This window comes from Cellulomonas sp. PSBB021 (assembly GCF_002240455.1).
Classification (GTDB): Bacteria; Actinomycetota; Actinomycetes; order Actinomycetales; family Cellulomonadaceae; genus Cellulomonas; species Cellulomonas uda.
Genome location: NZ_CP021430.1, coordinates 1,892,217 through 1,904,986, shown reverse-complemented (window position 1 = coordinate 1,904,986; position 12,770 = coordinate 1,892,217). Strand labels below are relative to the sequence as shown.

The window sequence follows — 12,770 nt, the reverse complement described above, 5'->3', positions numbered from 1 at the left end:
CGACGTGAGCTTCGCCAGCACACCCCGCAACCCGAGCGCCGGCCGACCAGCCGGCCGTCCGAGCGAGAGGCGGCGCGGTGCGCTCGTCCCGACGCTGATCGTGCTCGGCGCGATCGTCGTGCTCGTCCTGATCCTCGCCCAGGTGTGGACCGAGTGGCTGTGGTTCGACCAGCTCGGGTTCATCGAGGTGCTGCGCACCGAGTGGGGCACGCGCGCCGTGCTGTTCGTCGTCGGCTTCCTGGCGATGGCCGTCGCTGTGGGGCTGACGATGCGGTACGCGTACCGCTCCCGGCCCGTGTACGCGCCGTCGACGCCCGAGCAGGCGAGCCTCGACCAGTACCGCGAGGCCATCGAGCCGCTGCGCCGGCTCGTCATGATCGTCGCGCCCGCGCTGCTCGGCCTGTTCGCCGGTGCCGCGGTGTCGCAGCGCTGGGACACGGTCCAGCTCTGGATGCACGCGCAGCACGTCGGGACGGCCGACCCCCAGTACGGGATCGACCTGGGCTTCTACCTGTTCGTGCTGCCCGGCATCCGGTTCGTCGTGTCGTTCCTCATCGCGGTCACGGTGCTCTCGGGCGTCGCGGCGCTCGCGACCCAGTACCTGTACGGCGGCCTGCGGGTCGGCGGCAGCAACGACATGCCGCGCACCACGCGGGCCGCGCGCATCCAGCTGTCGGTGATCGCCGCGGTGCTCATGCTGCTCGTCGCCGCCAACTACTGGCTGGACCGCTACTCGATCCTCACCAAGACCGCGGAGAAGTTCGACGGCGCCGCGTACACCGACGTGCACGCGGTGATCCCGTCCAAGGCGATCCTCGCGGGCATCGCGGTGTTCGTCGCGGTCACGTTCGTCGTGACGGCGGTGCGCGGCAACTGGCGCATGCCGCTGATCGGCGTGGGGCTGATGGTGGTCGCGGCGATCGCCGTCGGCGGCATCTACCCGGCCGTCGTGCAGCGCTTCCAGGTGCAGCCGAACCAGCAGGACGCCGAGGCGGAGTACATCAAGCGCAACATCGAGGCGACGCGCGACGCGTACGGCATCGAGGACGTCGACGTGAAGGAGTACGACGCCAAGGTCACGGCGGAGCCGCAGGCGCTGCGCGACGACGCGGAGACCGCGGCGTCGATCCGTCTGCTCGACCCGCAGGTCGTCAGCCCGTCGTTCAAGCAGCTGCAGCAGGTCACGACGTTCTACAGCTTCCCCGACACGCTCTCGGTCGACCGGTACGAGATCGACGGCGAGAGCCAGGACACCGTGATCGCCGCGCGCGAGCTCAACCTCAGCGGTCTCGAGGCGTCGCAGCGCAACTGGACCAACGACGTCACGGTCTACACGCACGGCTACGGCGTGGTCGCCGCGGCGGGCAACCGGACCGCGGCGCGCGGCGCCCCGTCGTTCCTCGAGAGCGGCATCCCGTCGAAGGGCGTGCTGGGCGAGTACGAGCCGCGCATCTACTTCAGCCCGGGCTCGCCGCAGTACTCGATCGTCGGCGGGCCCGAGGGCTCGGACTGGGAGCTCGACCGTCCGACGAACGACGGCGGCGGCTCGGTCAACACGCGCTTCCCGACGCAGGACGTCTCGGCGGGACCGAGCGTCGGCAACGCGTGGAACAAGCTGCTGTACGCCGTGAAGTTCGGCTCGGAGCAGATCCTGTTCTCGGACCGCGTGAACGAGCACTCGCAGATCCTGTACGACCGCAGCCCGCGCGACCGGGTCGAGAAGGTCGCGCCGTACCTGACGCTCGACGGGCGCGTGTACCCGGCCGTGGTCGACGGGCGTGTGGTGTGGATCGTCGACGGCTACACGACGAGCAGCCAGTACCCGTACGCCGCGCAGGTCACGCTCGACGACGCGACGGTCGACTCGCTCACGCAGTCGTCGCAGACCGTCCAGGCGCTGCAGCCGAAGACCGCGAACTACATCCGCAACTCGGTCAAGGCGACGGTCGACGCGTACGACGGCACGGTGACGCTGTACGCGTGGGACGACGAGGACCCGATCCTGCGGGCGTGGCAGGAGATCTTCCCGACCTCGCTGCAGCCGCTCAGCGAGATCGAGGGCGAGCTCATGGCGCACCTGCGCTACCCCGAGGACCTGTTCAAGGTGCAGCGTGAGCTGCTCGCCCGCTACCACGTGAGCAACCCGAAGCAGTTCTTCACCGGCACGGACTTCTGGGCCGTCCCGGACGACCCGAACACCGCGGGCAACGTCGCGCAGCCGCCGTACTACATGACGCTGCGGATGCCCGAGGAGAAGAGCGCGAGCTTCTCGCTCACGTCCACGTTCATCCCGTTCGGTCAGCAGGCCCGCAACGTGATGCGCGGGTACATCGCGGTCGACGCGGACGCGGGGTCGCAGGACGGCACGAAGGCGCCCGGGTACGGCAAGATCCGGCTGCTGGAGCTGCCCCGGGACGGCTCGGTGCCGGGCCCCGGCCAGGTGAACAACAACATGACGACCGACTCGAAGGTCGCCGAGGAGTTCACGCTGCTCGGCCGTGGTGGCGCGAACATCGTGCGCGCCAACCTGCTCGCGCTCCCGGTGGGCGACGGGATGCTCTACGTCCAGCCCGTGTACCTCCAGGCCGAGACGGGGACGACGTTCCCGCTGCTGCAGCGCGTGATCGTCGCGTTCGGCGACGAGGTGGCGATCTCCGAGACGCTCGACGGCGCGCTCAACGACGTGTTCGACGGGGACTCGGGGGTCGAGACCGACCCCGGCGCCCCGCCGGCCGGCGAGGACCCGGGGACGGGTGGTGAGAAGCCCGAGGAGCCGACCACGCCGCAGGAGCCCGGCGACGCCGACGCCAAGGCGCGGGCGGACCTGGCGGACGCGCTCGAGCGGGCGCGGGTCGCGATCCAGGAGGGTCAGGCGGCCCTCGCCGAGGGTGACTTCGCGGCGTACGGCGAGTCGCAGGACGCGCTCGACCAGGCGATCGCGGACGCGCTCGACGCCGAGGCGAGGCTCGAGGGCGGTACCGCGGTGACGCCGACGCAGGCGGCGACGCCGGCGCCGACGGCCACGGCCGGCAGCTGACGACCGACCCGACGAACGAGGGGGTCCGTGCCCGGGTGGGCGCGGGCCCCCTCGTCGGTCTCCGAGGAACCGGGGTCGCACGGTCCAGATCCTTATTGGGAACTGCTATCGTTATCGCTGGCCGCACGGTGCGGCACCGTGAAAGGGGTCCTCGATGCGTGCCCGCGCCGCCACCTCGCTCGCCCGCTCCGGGGCGGGCGCCCTCGTCCTTGCCCTCGCTCTCGCCGCCTGCTCGTCGGACGACGGGCCCGACGGCGCGTCCGACGACGCCACGCTGTCGGTCGTCGCGTCGACCAACGTCTGGGGCGACGTCGTGCGTCAGGTCGGCGGCGACCTCGTCGACGTCACGTCGGTCGTCGACGACCCGTCCGTCGACCCGCACTCGTTCGAGGCGAACGCGCGCGTCGAGCTCGCGATGTCGCGCGCCGACCTCGTCGTCGTCAACGGCGGGGGCTACGACGACTTCGCGTCGCAGCTGCTGGACGCGCTCGACCAGGCGCCGCCGGTCGTCGTCGCGGTCGACTCCCACGCGGCCGACGACGCGCACGCCGACGAGTCGCCCGAGGAGACGCACGCCGAGGAGACGCACGCCGAGGACGGCCACGCGCACGGCGAGGGCAACGAGCACGTCTGGTACGACCTGCCGACGGTCGAGGCGGTCGCCCTGGACGTCGCGGACGAGCTAGCGGCGCTCGCACCCGAGCACGCGGCGCAGCTGCGGGCCAACGCGGACGCCTTCGTCGGGCGGCTCGCCGAGCTCGAGCAGCGGGCCGCGCGGCTCGCCGAGGAGCACGGCGGTGCCGAGGTGCTCGCGACCGAGCCGGTCCCGCTGTTCCTCGTCGAGGCGGCGGGGCTCGTGGACCGCACGCCCCCGCAGTTCTCGGCGGCGGTCGAGGAGGAGACCGACGTCCCGCCGGCCGCGATGAGCGAGATGCTCGACCTCGTGTCGTCGCCCCAGGTGGCGTTCCTCGTGTACAACGAGCAGACGACGGGTCCGCAGACGGACCAGGTGCTCGAGGCGGCGCAGGCCGCGGGGCGCCCCGTCGTGGACGTGACCGAGACGCTGCCGGAGGGCGAGGACTACGTGTCGTGGATGGCGGGGAACCTGGACGCGTTCGCCCAGGCGCTCGCGTGAGCGCACCGGCGGCGCCGCTCGAGCTCGCGGGGGCGCGGCTGGCCTACGGGCCGCGCGTCGTGTGGTCGGACCTCGACCTCGTCGTGCGACCGGGGGAGTTCCTCACCGTGCTGGGCCCCAACGGGTCGGGCAAGACGAGCCTGCTGCGCGCGATCCTGGGGCTCGCGCCGCTCGACGGCGGGCGCCTGAGCATCCTGGGCCGCCCGCCGCGCCGCGGGAGCCGCGCGGTCGGGTACATCCCGCAGCAGCGGCTGATCGACCCGGCGACGCCCGTGCGTGCGCGGGACCTGGTGCGGCTCGGCCTCGACGGCGACCGGTGGGGTGTCGGCGGGCGCCGCACGCGTGCGCGGGTGGACGAGCTGCTCGCGGCGGTCGGGGCGACGTCGTACGCGGACGTCCCGCTCGGCATGCTCTCGGGCGGTGAGCAGCAACGCGTGCGCATCGCGCAGGCGCTCGGCACGGAGCCCGGGCTGCTGCTGTGCGACGAGCCGCTCCTGTCGCTGGACCTGCGCCACCAGCACGAGGTCACCGCGCTGATCGACGCCATGCGCCGCGAGCGGGGCACGGCCGTGGTGTTCGTGACCCACGAGATCAACCCCGTGCTCCCGTACACGGACCGCGTCCTGTACCTGGGACCCGCCGGGCACGCGATCGGCGCGCCCGACGAGGTCCTCACCTCGAGCCGGCTCACCGCGCTGTACGGCACGCCCGTCGACGTCCTGCGCTCGCACGGGCGCGTCGTCATCGTCGGCGGCGACGACGAGCACCACCACGTCGAGGAGGCCGAGGCATGAGCGTGCTCGCGACGAGCGCCCTGACGAGCGCCCTGACGAGCGCTGCGCCCGCCGGGGTGCGGGCGGAGGTCGCCGACGACTGGTGGCGGCGGGTGTTCGACTTCAGCGACTACGGCGCGCTGCTCGGCCTGGTGCACAACTCGCTGATCGCGGCCGCGGTGCTCGGGCTCGTCGGCGGTCTCGTCGGGGTGTTCGTCATGCAGCGCGACCTCGCGTTCGCGGTGCACGGGATCAGCGAGCTGTCGTTCGCGGGCGCGGCGGCGGCGCTGCTGCTGTCGGTCGACGTCATGCTCGGCGCGGTGCTCGGCTCGGTCGTCGCGGCGGTCGTGATCGGTCTGCTGGGCACGCGTGCGCGCGACCGGAACTCGATCATCGGCGTGCTCATGCCGTTCGGGCTGGGCCTCGGCGTGCTCTTCCTCGCGCTCTACCCGGGCCGTGCGGCGAACAAGTTCGGGCTGCTCACGGGGCAGGTCGTGGCGGTGGACTCGACCCGGCTGTCGGTGTTCCTGGTGGTCGCCGCGCTCGTCGTCGCGGGCCTGCTCGCGATGTGGCGCCCGCTGACGTTCGCCAGCGTGGACCCGGACGTGGCGGCCGCGCGCGGTGTGCCGACGCGCGCCCTGGGTCTGGCGTTCATGCTCCTGCTCGGGCTGGCGGTCGCGCTCGCGGTGCAGGTGGTCGGCGCGCTGCTCGTGTTGTCCCTGCTGATCACGCCCGCCGCGGCCGCGACGCGCGTGTCGGCGTCGCCCGTGGTGGTGCCCCTGCTGTCGGTGGGGTTCGCGATGACCAGCGCGGTCGGCGGGATCCTGCTCGCGCTCGGCGGCTCGGTGCCGATCAGCCCGTACGTCACGACGATCTCGTTCGTCATCTACGTCGTGTGCCGGCTCGTCGGACGCGCGCGCACGCGGCGCGGCTGGGCGCGCAGGACGCAGGCCGTCGCGGCCTGAACGGCCGCGTCCCTCGTCGGCCCCGTCAGGAGGTCGCGAGCTCCTCGGCGCACGTCGCGCACGTGCCGAACAGCTCGAGCGTGTGCGACACGTCCACGAAGCCCGTCTCGTCGGACAGCGAGGCGACGAGCGTCTCGAACGCGGCGGCCTGCACCTCGACGGTGCGCCCGCAGCTGCGGCACACGAGGTGGTGGTGGTGCCCCTGCCGCTCGCACCGGCGGTACAGCGTCTCGCCGGTCGCGGTGCGCAGCACGTCGAACTCGCCGCTCGCGGCCATCGCCCCGAGCGTGCGGTACACCGTCGCCAGGCCGATGTCCTCGCCCCGCTGCGCGAGGAGCTGGTGGATCTGCTGCGCGCTGCGGAAGTCCGCGAGCTCGTCCATGAGCTGGCCGATCGCGCGTCGCTGGCGCGTCGTGCGCTGACCGATCACGTGCACCTCCCGGGGGTCGCCCGAGTCTACGTGGCGCGGCCGTGCCGGACGGCGTCAGCCCCGGGACGTGCCACCCGCGCCGACCGCCTCGACGAGCGCCTCGCCGAACGCGGGCAGGTCGTCGGGCGTCCGGCTGGACACGAGCGGCCCGTCGACGACGACCTGCTCGTCCACCCACTGCGCGCCCGCGTTCGTCAGGTCGGTGCGCAGCGACGGGTAGCTCGTCATGCGCCGCCCGCGGACCGCGTCCGCCTCGACGAGGACCCACGCGCCGTGGCAGATCACGCCCACGGGCTTGCCCGCGTCGACGAACTCGCGCACGAACCGGACGGCGTCCTGCGACATCCGCAGGTCGTCCGCGTTGACCACGCCGCCCGGCAGCACGAGCGCGTCGAAGTCGGCGGCGTCGGCGGTGGCGACCGGGAGGTCGATGTTCTGCTCGTACCCGTTCTTCCCGACGACCGTGACGTCCGTGGGGGACACGAGCGACGCGCGCGCTCCGGCGTCCGTCAGGGCCGCCCACGGGTGGGTGAGCTCGCTGTCCTCGAAGCCGTCGGTGAGCAGGAAGGCGACGGTGCGGTCGTCGAGCGACATGGGGTCCTCCTCGTGGTCGGTCCGGTCAGGCTAGGCACGCCCCGTCCGGGTCGGCACGTCGAGCGGCGACGCCGCGCGCCACATGCACCCGCCGCGCGCGGCGTGCGCCCGCCGCGCGCGACGCCGCGCCGCGTGCCACGGTGGCGCCATGACGAGCGCGGTGGGGTCGATGTGGGCGTGGGACAACCCGGTGTCGCAGCAGGACGACGCGCGTGGGCGGGGGTACGCGCCGGCCGCACCTGCCCCGCTCGCGGCGTTCGCGGCCACGCGCGGGCTGGGCCGCGTGCACCTCGCGGCCCCGTGGGCGGCCGACGAGGGGCCCGTCGGGGAGTGGTTCGGCGACGCGGCGCGCGCGCTGCGCGCTGCGGGCGTCGCCGTGGGTGCGCTCGGCGGCGACCCGGGCTGGCTCGACCAGCCCGCGCTCGCCGCGACGTGGGCCGACGCCGCGCTGCGCTCGGCGGGCGGCGCGCTCGACGCGGTGCAGCTCGACGTCGAGCCGTGGACCCTGCCCGCGTGGCAGACGGACCCGGCCCCGGGCGCGCGCGCGTGGCTCGCGGTGCTCGACGCGACGCGCGCGGCCGTGGACGTCCCGCTCGGGGCGGACGCGCCGTGGTGGCTCACGACCGTGCCCGCCCCGGACGAGCCGGGCACGCTGCTCGACGCGGTCCTGCGGCGGGTCGAGCGCGTGGTGGTCGTCGCGTTCGCGGACCACGCGGACGGCGCCGACGGGATCGTCGCGCTCGCGCGGCCGGCCGTCGCCGCGGCACAGGCGGCGGGCGTCGCGTGGAGCGTGGGGGTGGAGACGGACACGCCCGAGGTCGCCGGGGGAGCGCAGTTCACGTTCGTCGACGAGGGTGCGGCGGTGCTCGAGCGTGAGGCGGCGCTCGTGGCGTCGGCGTTCGACGAGCCGGGCTGCGTGTGCGTGGAGCACCACCGCGCGTGGCGGCGACTGCTCGGGCTCGACGCCGCGCAGGACTGACCCGGCGCCGATCCGGTGCCGGGTCGGAGCTGACGCCTCGTCGTCCACAACCGGGTGCAGGGACCTCGTCGTCCCGTCGCGTGCGTCCTACGGTGGACGCAGGGACCGGGACATCGGCGTCCCGGGGGCGGAGGGAAGGCTCATGACCGCGGGTGAGCTCTGCACGGCTCGGTCGGGCGACGGGACGACGATCGCGTACGAGCGTTCGGGCGTCGGCCCGCCGCTCGTGATGGTCGGGGGCGCGTTCACCACGCGTGAGGTGTTCCGCCCGCTGGCCGAGCTCCTCGTGGACGTGTTCACGTCCGTGCTCGTGGACCGGCGGGGCCGGGGGGACAGCGGCGACGCGATCGTCCCGCACGAGGCGTTCTCCTACACGGTCGACCGCGAGGTGGAGGACCTCGAGGCGGTGGTCGCGGCCGAGGGCGGCCGCGCTGCGGTGCTGGGCTTCTCGTCGGGCGCGAACCTCGCGCTGCACGCGGCGGCGGCCGGCCTGCCCGTCACGGCCCTCGTGCTGTACGAGGCGCCGTTCTCGCTCGCCGGCCTGCCCGCCGCGGCGCCGGACGTGCCGCGCCGGCTCGCCGGTCTCGTCGCCGAGGGACACCTGGGCGACGCCGTCGCCACCATGCAGCGCGAGGTCATCGGCCTGCCGGCGGCGATGGTCGAGCAGGCGCGACGGTCACCGGGCTGGCACGCGCTCGAGGAGCTCGCGCAGACGTGCGTGTACGACGCGACGATCACGGCCGCGCCGAACGTCCCGACCCCCGCGATGCGTGCGCTCGCGGTCCCGACGCTCGTGGTCTGCGGTGCGCAGACGTGGCCGACGCTGCGTGCGGCTGGCGCGGCGCTCGCGGGCGAGCTGGCGGCCGCGCGGTACGTCGAGGTCCCGGGCGGTGCGGGGCACGAGATCGCCGCCGAGGCCACCGCAGCGCTCCTGCGCGCCGAGCTCGCCCACGGGTGACGCGCGCCGAGCGCGCACGCGGGATGACGAGCGGGGCTGCCGCGCTCGCCTGAGACGCGACGAGGGCGGGACCGCGTGGTCCCGCCCTCGTCGCGTCCTGGTCGCCCGCTGGGAGCGCCCAGGTCTGCTCGGCTGCCGTCAGAAGGCGTCCTTGACGTCCTTCGCGGCGTCCTTCACGTGGTCACCGGCCTGCTTGACGCCGGCCTCGGCCTGCTCGGCGCGGCCCTCACGCTCGGTGTCCTCGTCGCCCGTGGCCTTGCCGAGGCCTTCCTTGGCCTTGCCCGCGAGCTCTTCGCCCTGGTGCTTGATCTTGTCGTCGAGACCCATCGCGTCGTCCTTCCCTCGTGGTTGTCTCGAACGTAACCGCTCGCCGCGGGGGGCGCGCGGCGAGCGTCAGACGTCGCGCTCGTCGGGCTCGGTGGCGGACCGCTCGACGAGGTAGGTGCGTCCGTTGGCGTCCTGCACCCGCACGAGGGTGCTGCGCAGCTCCTGCTCGCGGGCGTGCTCCTGCTCGGTCGTCGGGCGTGCGGGCTCGCGGCTGTCGCCGACCTGCGCGGGGCCGAGGAGGTGACGCGCGAGCCAGTCGGTCAACGCGCGACCGGTGCGCGGCGAGCGGGACATGCGGTGCCTCCTGGCGACGGTGATAAGTGCCCTCACTATAAGTGCCCTCACGATCGACCTAGGATGACGCGCGTGACCGACGACCCTCTCGCGCTCGAGGCGCAGGTGTGCCTCGCGCTGTCCGCCGCCGCCCGTGCGCTCGTCGGGACCTACCGCACGCTGCTCGAGCCGCTCGGCCTGACGCACCCGCAGTACCTCGCGATGCTCGCGCTGTGGCAGCACGGGCCGATGTCGCTCGCGGGGCTCGCCGGGCGTCTGCACCTCGAGCCGGCCACCGCGTCGCCGCTCGTGCGCCGGCTCGAGGACCGTGGGCTCGTCGCGCGCCGGACGGACGAGCGGGACGAGCGCGCGCTGCTCATCGAGCTCACCGACGCGGGTGCCGCGATGCGCGCGCAGGCCGTCGGCGTGCCCGCCGCGATGCTCGACCGGCTGGGGATCGACGTCGACGAGGCCGCGCGGGTGCGGGACGCCGCGCTGCGCATGCTCGACGCGTGCGAGCGGGCGGTCTGAGCGCGCCGTCCGAGCGTGCGTCCGTCGCGTGACGTGCCTGGTTGCGCCGATGTCGGCGAAAGTGACAAACTCGCATGGCAAACGTTTGCAGCAGAGAGTCGGACGACGAGGTCCGGCCGCGACCGGAAGGAACCGCGGTGACGCGCCCCGCCCTGACCCTCGACCCCGACCGGGCGCTGCCGGCCGAGCCCACCGTCCGGGCCATCGCGCGCGAGCTGCTCGCCGGCACCCAGGACCTGCCGCTCGTCTCGATGCACGGCCACGTCGACGTGGACCTGCTCCTGGCCGACGAGCCGTTCCGTGACCCCGCCGAGCTCCTCGTCGTACCCGACCACTACCTGCTGCGGCTGCTCGTCTCGCAGGGCGTGAGCCTCGACGCGCTGGGTGTCCCGCGCCGTGACGGCGGCGCCGTCGAGCGTGACCCGCGCGAGATCTGGCGGCAGGTCGCCTCGCGCTGGCACGTGCTGCGCGGCACGCCGACGCGGTTCTGGCTCGAGCACGAGCTCGTGGACGTGCTCGGCGTGACGGTGCGCCCGTCGGCGCAGACCGCCGACGAGACCTACGACCAGATGGCCGAGGCGCTGGCCAAGCCGCAGACGCGGCCGCGTGCCCTGTTCGAACGGTTCCAGCTCGAGCTGCTCGCCACGACCGACGACGCGACCGCCCCGCTCGACGCGCACGCCGCGCTCGAGAACGCGGGGCTGCCGGGCCGGGTCGTGCCGACGTTCCGGCCGGACGCGCTGCTCGACGCCGCGGCGCCCGGGTGGGGGCAGCGCGTCGCGCGGCTCGACGAGCTCACCGGGGTGCGCGTGCGCGACGCGCGCACGCTCGTCGAGGCGCTGGCGGTCCGCCGGGGCCACTTCGTCGAGCGCGGTGCGCTCGCGACCGACCACGGCATGCGGACGCTGCGGGCGGAGCGCCTCGACGACCACGAGGCCGACGCGCTCGTCGTCGCCGCGCTGCGTGCCGCCGAGGCCGGGCACGCGCTCGACGCGCAGCAGGCCGGCGCGCTCGCGGGGCACCTGCTGTTCGAGATGGCGCGGACGTCGTGCGAGGACGGCCTCGTCATGCAGCTGCATCCCGGGGTCCTGCGGGGGTACGACACCCAGGTCGACGCGCTGCGCGGACCGGATGTGGGCTACGACATCCCGGTGGCGACCGACTTCGTGCACGGGCTGCGCCCGCTGCTCGAGGCGTTCGGGCACCATCCCCGGTTCCGGCTGGTCGTGTTCACGGTCGACGAGGACGCCTACTCGCGTGAGCTCGCACCGCTCGCGGGCGTGTACCCGGCGATGCGGCTCGGAGCGCCGTGGTGGTTCCTCGACACCCCCGACTCGATGCGGCGGTTCCGCGAGGCCGTGACGGACACCGCGGGCTTCTACAACACGACGGGCTTCGTGGACGACACGCGCGCGTTCTGCTCGATCCCGGCGCGGCACGACCTGGCGCGCCGGGTGGACGCGGGGTTCCTCGCGCGGCTCGTCGCGGAGCACCGGCTGGACCTGGACGAGGCGCACGAGACGGCGGTCGACCTCGCGTACCGGTTGCCGCTCGCGTCGTACCAGCGACCCATCTGACGCGGTTCGCAGGGTGTACACGCCGCACCCCCTGTGGCAACATGCGTGGCAACCGTTAGCCATCCGATTTGCCCCGCACGGTCACGGGACGTCGGCGGCACACCGGACGGCGACATCAGGACCTGCCGGCTCACGACGAGGTGAGAGGAGCTTCGCCCCATGGTCAGCGACACCGCAGGCGCGACGAGCGTCGTGGAGCCGCGCGCGCCGCAGAGGTGGCCGGGCGCACGCTCGCGGCCCCCGCGCCTGGACCGACCACCGCGTCGCACGTGGCGCCAGGCGCTCGCCCGTGACTGGCGGCTGTACTCGTTCCTCGTGCTCCCGCTGGTCTTCTTCGCGGTGTTCCGGTACCTGCCGATCCTCGGCAACGTCGTGGCGTTCCGCCGCTTCCGGCCCGGCTCGAGCATCTTCGGCGACGAGTGGGTCGGCCTGTACTACGTGCGGATGTTCATCCAGGACCCCGCGTTCTGGTCCGCGTTCTGGAACACGGTGGTCCTCGGTGGCCTCACGCTCGTCGTGGTCTTCCCGCTACCGGTCGTCCTCGCGCTCATGCTCAACGAGCTGCGCTCGCGGCGGTTCAAGCGCGCCGTGCAGACGATCAGCTACCTCCCGCACTTCATGTCGGTCGTCATCGTCGCCGGCATGGTCTTCCAGCTCACGGCCGCCAAGGGCACGGTCAACCAGGTCGTCACGTCGCTCGGCGGGACCGCTGTCGCGTTCTTCCAGGACCCCGACTGGTTCCGCCCCATCTACCTGACCTCCGAGGTGTGGCAGACCGTCGGGTGGGGCACGATCCTCTACCTCGCGGCGCTCACGACGATCGACGAGCAGCTCTACGAGGCCGCGCGGATCGACGGCGCCAACCGGTGGCGCCAGACGTGGCACATCACGCTGCCCGGCATCCGGCCGACGATGATCGTGCTGCTCATCCTCAACATCGGCTCGTTCATGGCGGTCGGCTTCGAGAAGGTCCTGCTGCTGCAGAACCCGGTGATCTACTCGACGGCCGACGTCATCTCGACCTACCTGTACCGCGTCGGCATCGTCTCGAACAGCGTCTCCTACGCGACCGCGATCGGGCTGTTCGAGGCGCTGATCGGCCTGACGCTGATCCTGTCGGCCAACGCGATCTCCAAGCGCACCGTGGGGCCTCGCTGTGGTGAGCGACGTGACGACGAGGAAGGTCGACCT

The 12,770-nt window shown here is 73.5% G+C and carries 12 protein-coding genes and 1 pseudogene; 9 read left to right on the top strand and 4 right to left on the bottom strand.

Going from position 1 to position 12,770, the window contains the following annotated elements; translation table 11 throughout:
• Positions 1-4: 4 nt before the first annotated feature.
• The 4 genes from CBP52_RS08595 (at position 5) to CBP52_RS08580 (ending at position 5,910) form a co-directional block, all read left to right on the top strand.
• Positions 5-3,037, top strand: a complete 3,033-nt coding sequence (locus CBP52_RS08595) for a UPF0182 family protein (protein WP_094180595.1) — start codon at positions 5-7, stop codon at positions 3,035-3,037.
• A gap of 154 nt (positions 3,038-3,191) precedes the next feature.
• Positions 3,192-4,172 (top strand): metal ABC transporter solute-binding protein, Zn/Mn family, encoded by a 981-nt coding sequence (locus CBP52_RS08590; RefSeq protein ID WP_094180594.1) that lies wholly within the window; start codon positions 3,192-3,194, stop codon positions 4,170-4,172.
• Positions 4,169-4,966, top strand: a complete 798-nt coding sequence (locus CBP52_RS08585; protein ID WP_094180593.1) for a metal ABC transporter ATP-binding protein — start codon at positions 4,169-4,171, stop codon at positions 4,964-4,966. The genes CBP52_RS08590 and CBP52_RS08585 overlap by 4 nt, the downstream gene beginning before the upstream one ends.
• Positions 4,963-5,910 (top strand): metal ABC transporter permease, encoded by a 948-nt coding sequence (locus tag CBP52_RS08580; protein WP_232514408.1) that lies wholly within the window; start codon positions 4,963-4,965, stop codon positions 5,908-5,910. The genes CBP52_RS08585 and CBP52_RS08580 overlap by 4 nt, the downstream gene beginning before the upstream one ends.
• A gap of 25 nt (positions 5,911-5,935) precedes the next feature.
• Here CBP52_RS08580 and CBP52_RS08575 read toward each other — a convergent pair whose 3' ends face one another.
• Positions 5,936-6,340, bottom strand: coding sequence for a Fur family transcriptional regulator (locus CBP52_RS08575; RefSeq protein ID WP_280525798.1), 405 nt, complete (start codon positions 6,338-6,340; stop codon positions 5,936-5,938).
• A 54-nt stretch (positions 6,341-6,394) separates the two neighbouring features.
• Complete coding sequence (locus CBP52_RS08570) at positions 6,395-6,934, bottom strand: type 1 glutamine amidotransferase domain-containing protein (RefSeq protein WP_094180592.1); 540 nt, start codon at positions 6,932-6,934, stop codon at positions 6,395-6,397.
• Positions 6,935-7,082: 148 nt separating this feature from the next.
• On the opposite strand from CBP52_RS08570, the gene CBP52_RS08565 reads away from it, so the two are divergent.
• The gene (locus tag CBP52_RS08565; RefSeq protein WP_094180591.1) at positions 7,083-7,913 is read left to right on the top strand and encodes a hypothetical protein; all 831 of its coding nucleotides are present in this window, start codon (positions 7,083-7,085) and stop codon (positions 7,911-7,913) included.
• 142 nt (positions 7,914-8,055) lie between these two features.
• Positions 8,056-8,871, top strand: coding sequence for an alpha/beta fold hydrolase (locus CBP52_RS08560; protein ID WP_094180590.1), 816 nt, complete (start codon positions 8,056-8,058; stop codon positions 8,869-8,871).
• Between the two features lie 138 nt (positions 8,872-9,009).
• Here the strand turns inward: CBP52_RS08560 and CBP52_RS08555 are convergent, their stop codons facing one another.
• Entirely contained in the window at positions 9,010-9,198 is a 189-nt protein-coding gene (locus CBP52_RS08555; RefSeq protein ID WP_094180589.1) for a CsbD family protein, read from the bottom strand.
• 66 nt (positions 9,199-9,264) lie between these two features.
• A complete protein-coding gene (locus tag CBP52_RS08550) occupies positions 9,265-9,492 on the bottom strand; it encodes a hypothetical protein (protein ID WP_094180588.1) in 228 nt (75 codons plus the stop codon).
• A gap of 63 nt (positions 9,493-9,555) precedes the next feature.
• Between CBP52_RS08550 and CBP52_RS08545 the strand changes: the two genes are divergently transcribed.
• The 3 genes and pseudogenes from CBP52_RS08545 to CBP52_RS08535 all read left to right on the top strand — a co-directional run bounded on the left by CBP52_RS08545 (position 9,556) and on the right by CBP52_RS08535 (position 12,742).
• Positions 9,556-10,002, top strand: coding sequence for a MarR family transcriptional regulator (locus CBP52_RS08545; protein ID WP_094180587.1), 447 nt, complete (start codon positions 9,556-9,558; stop codon positions 10,000-10,002).
• A 137-nt stretch (positions 10,003-10,139) separates the two neighbouring features.
• Positions 10,140-11,579, top strand: coding sequence for a glucuronate isomerase (gene uxaC, locus CBP52_RS08540; protein WP_232514726.1), 1,440 nt, complete (start codon positions 10,140-10,142; stop codon positions 11,577-11,579).
• 159 nt (positions 11,580-11,738) lie between these two features.
• Positions 11,739-12,742: pseudogene (locus CBP52_RS08535) on the top strand (ABC transporter permease).
• Positions 12,743-12,770: the final 28 nt, after the last annotated feature.

Excerpts from the sequence above, each read along its gene's own strand:
- CBP52_RS08545 (WP_094180587.1), top strand. The coding sequence starts at position 9,556 with ATGACGCGCGTGACCGACGACCCTCTCGCGCTCGAGGCGCAGGTGTGC.
- CBP52_RS08555 (WP_094180589.1), bottom strand. The coding sequence starts at position 9,198 with ATGGGTCTCGACGACAAGATCAAGCACCAGGGCGAAGAGCTCGCGGGC.
- CBP52_RS08570 (WP_094180592.1), bottom strand. The coding sequence starts at position 6,934 with ATGTCGCTCGACGACCGCACCGTCGCCTTCCTGCTCACCGACGGCTTC.
- CBP52_RS08560 (WP_094180590.1), top strand. The coding sequence starts at position 8,056 with ATGACCGCGGGTGAGCTCTGCACGGCTCGGTCGGGCGACGGGACGACG.
- CBP52_RS08580 (WP_232514408.1), top strand. The coding sequence starts at position 4,963 with ATGAGCGTGCTCGCGACGAGCGCCCTGACGAGCGCCCTGACGAGCGCT.
- CBP52_RS08590 (WP_094180594.1), top strand. The coding sequence starts at position 3,192 with ATGCGTGCCCGCGCCGCCACCTCGCTCGCCCGCTCCGGGGCGGGCGCC.
- CBP52_RS08565 (WP_094180591.1), top strand. The coding sequence starts at position 7,083 with ATGACGAGCGCGGTGGGGTCGATGTGGGCGTGGGACAACCCGGTGTCG.
- CBP52_RS08550 (WP_094180588.1), bottom strand. The coding sequence starts at position 9,492 with ATGTCCCGCTCGCCGCGCACCGGTCGCGCGTTGACCGACTGGCTCGCG.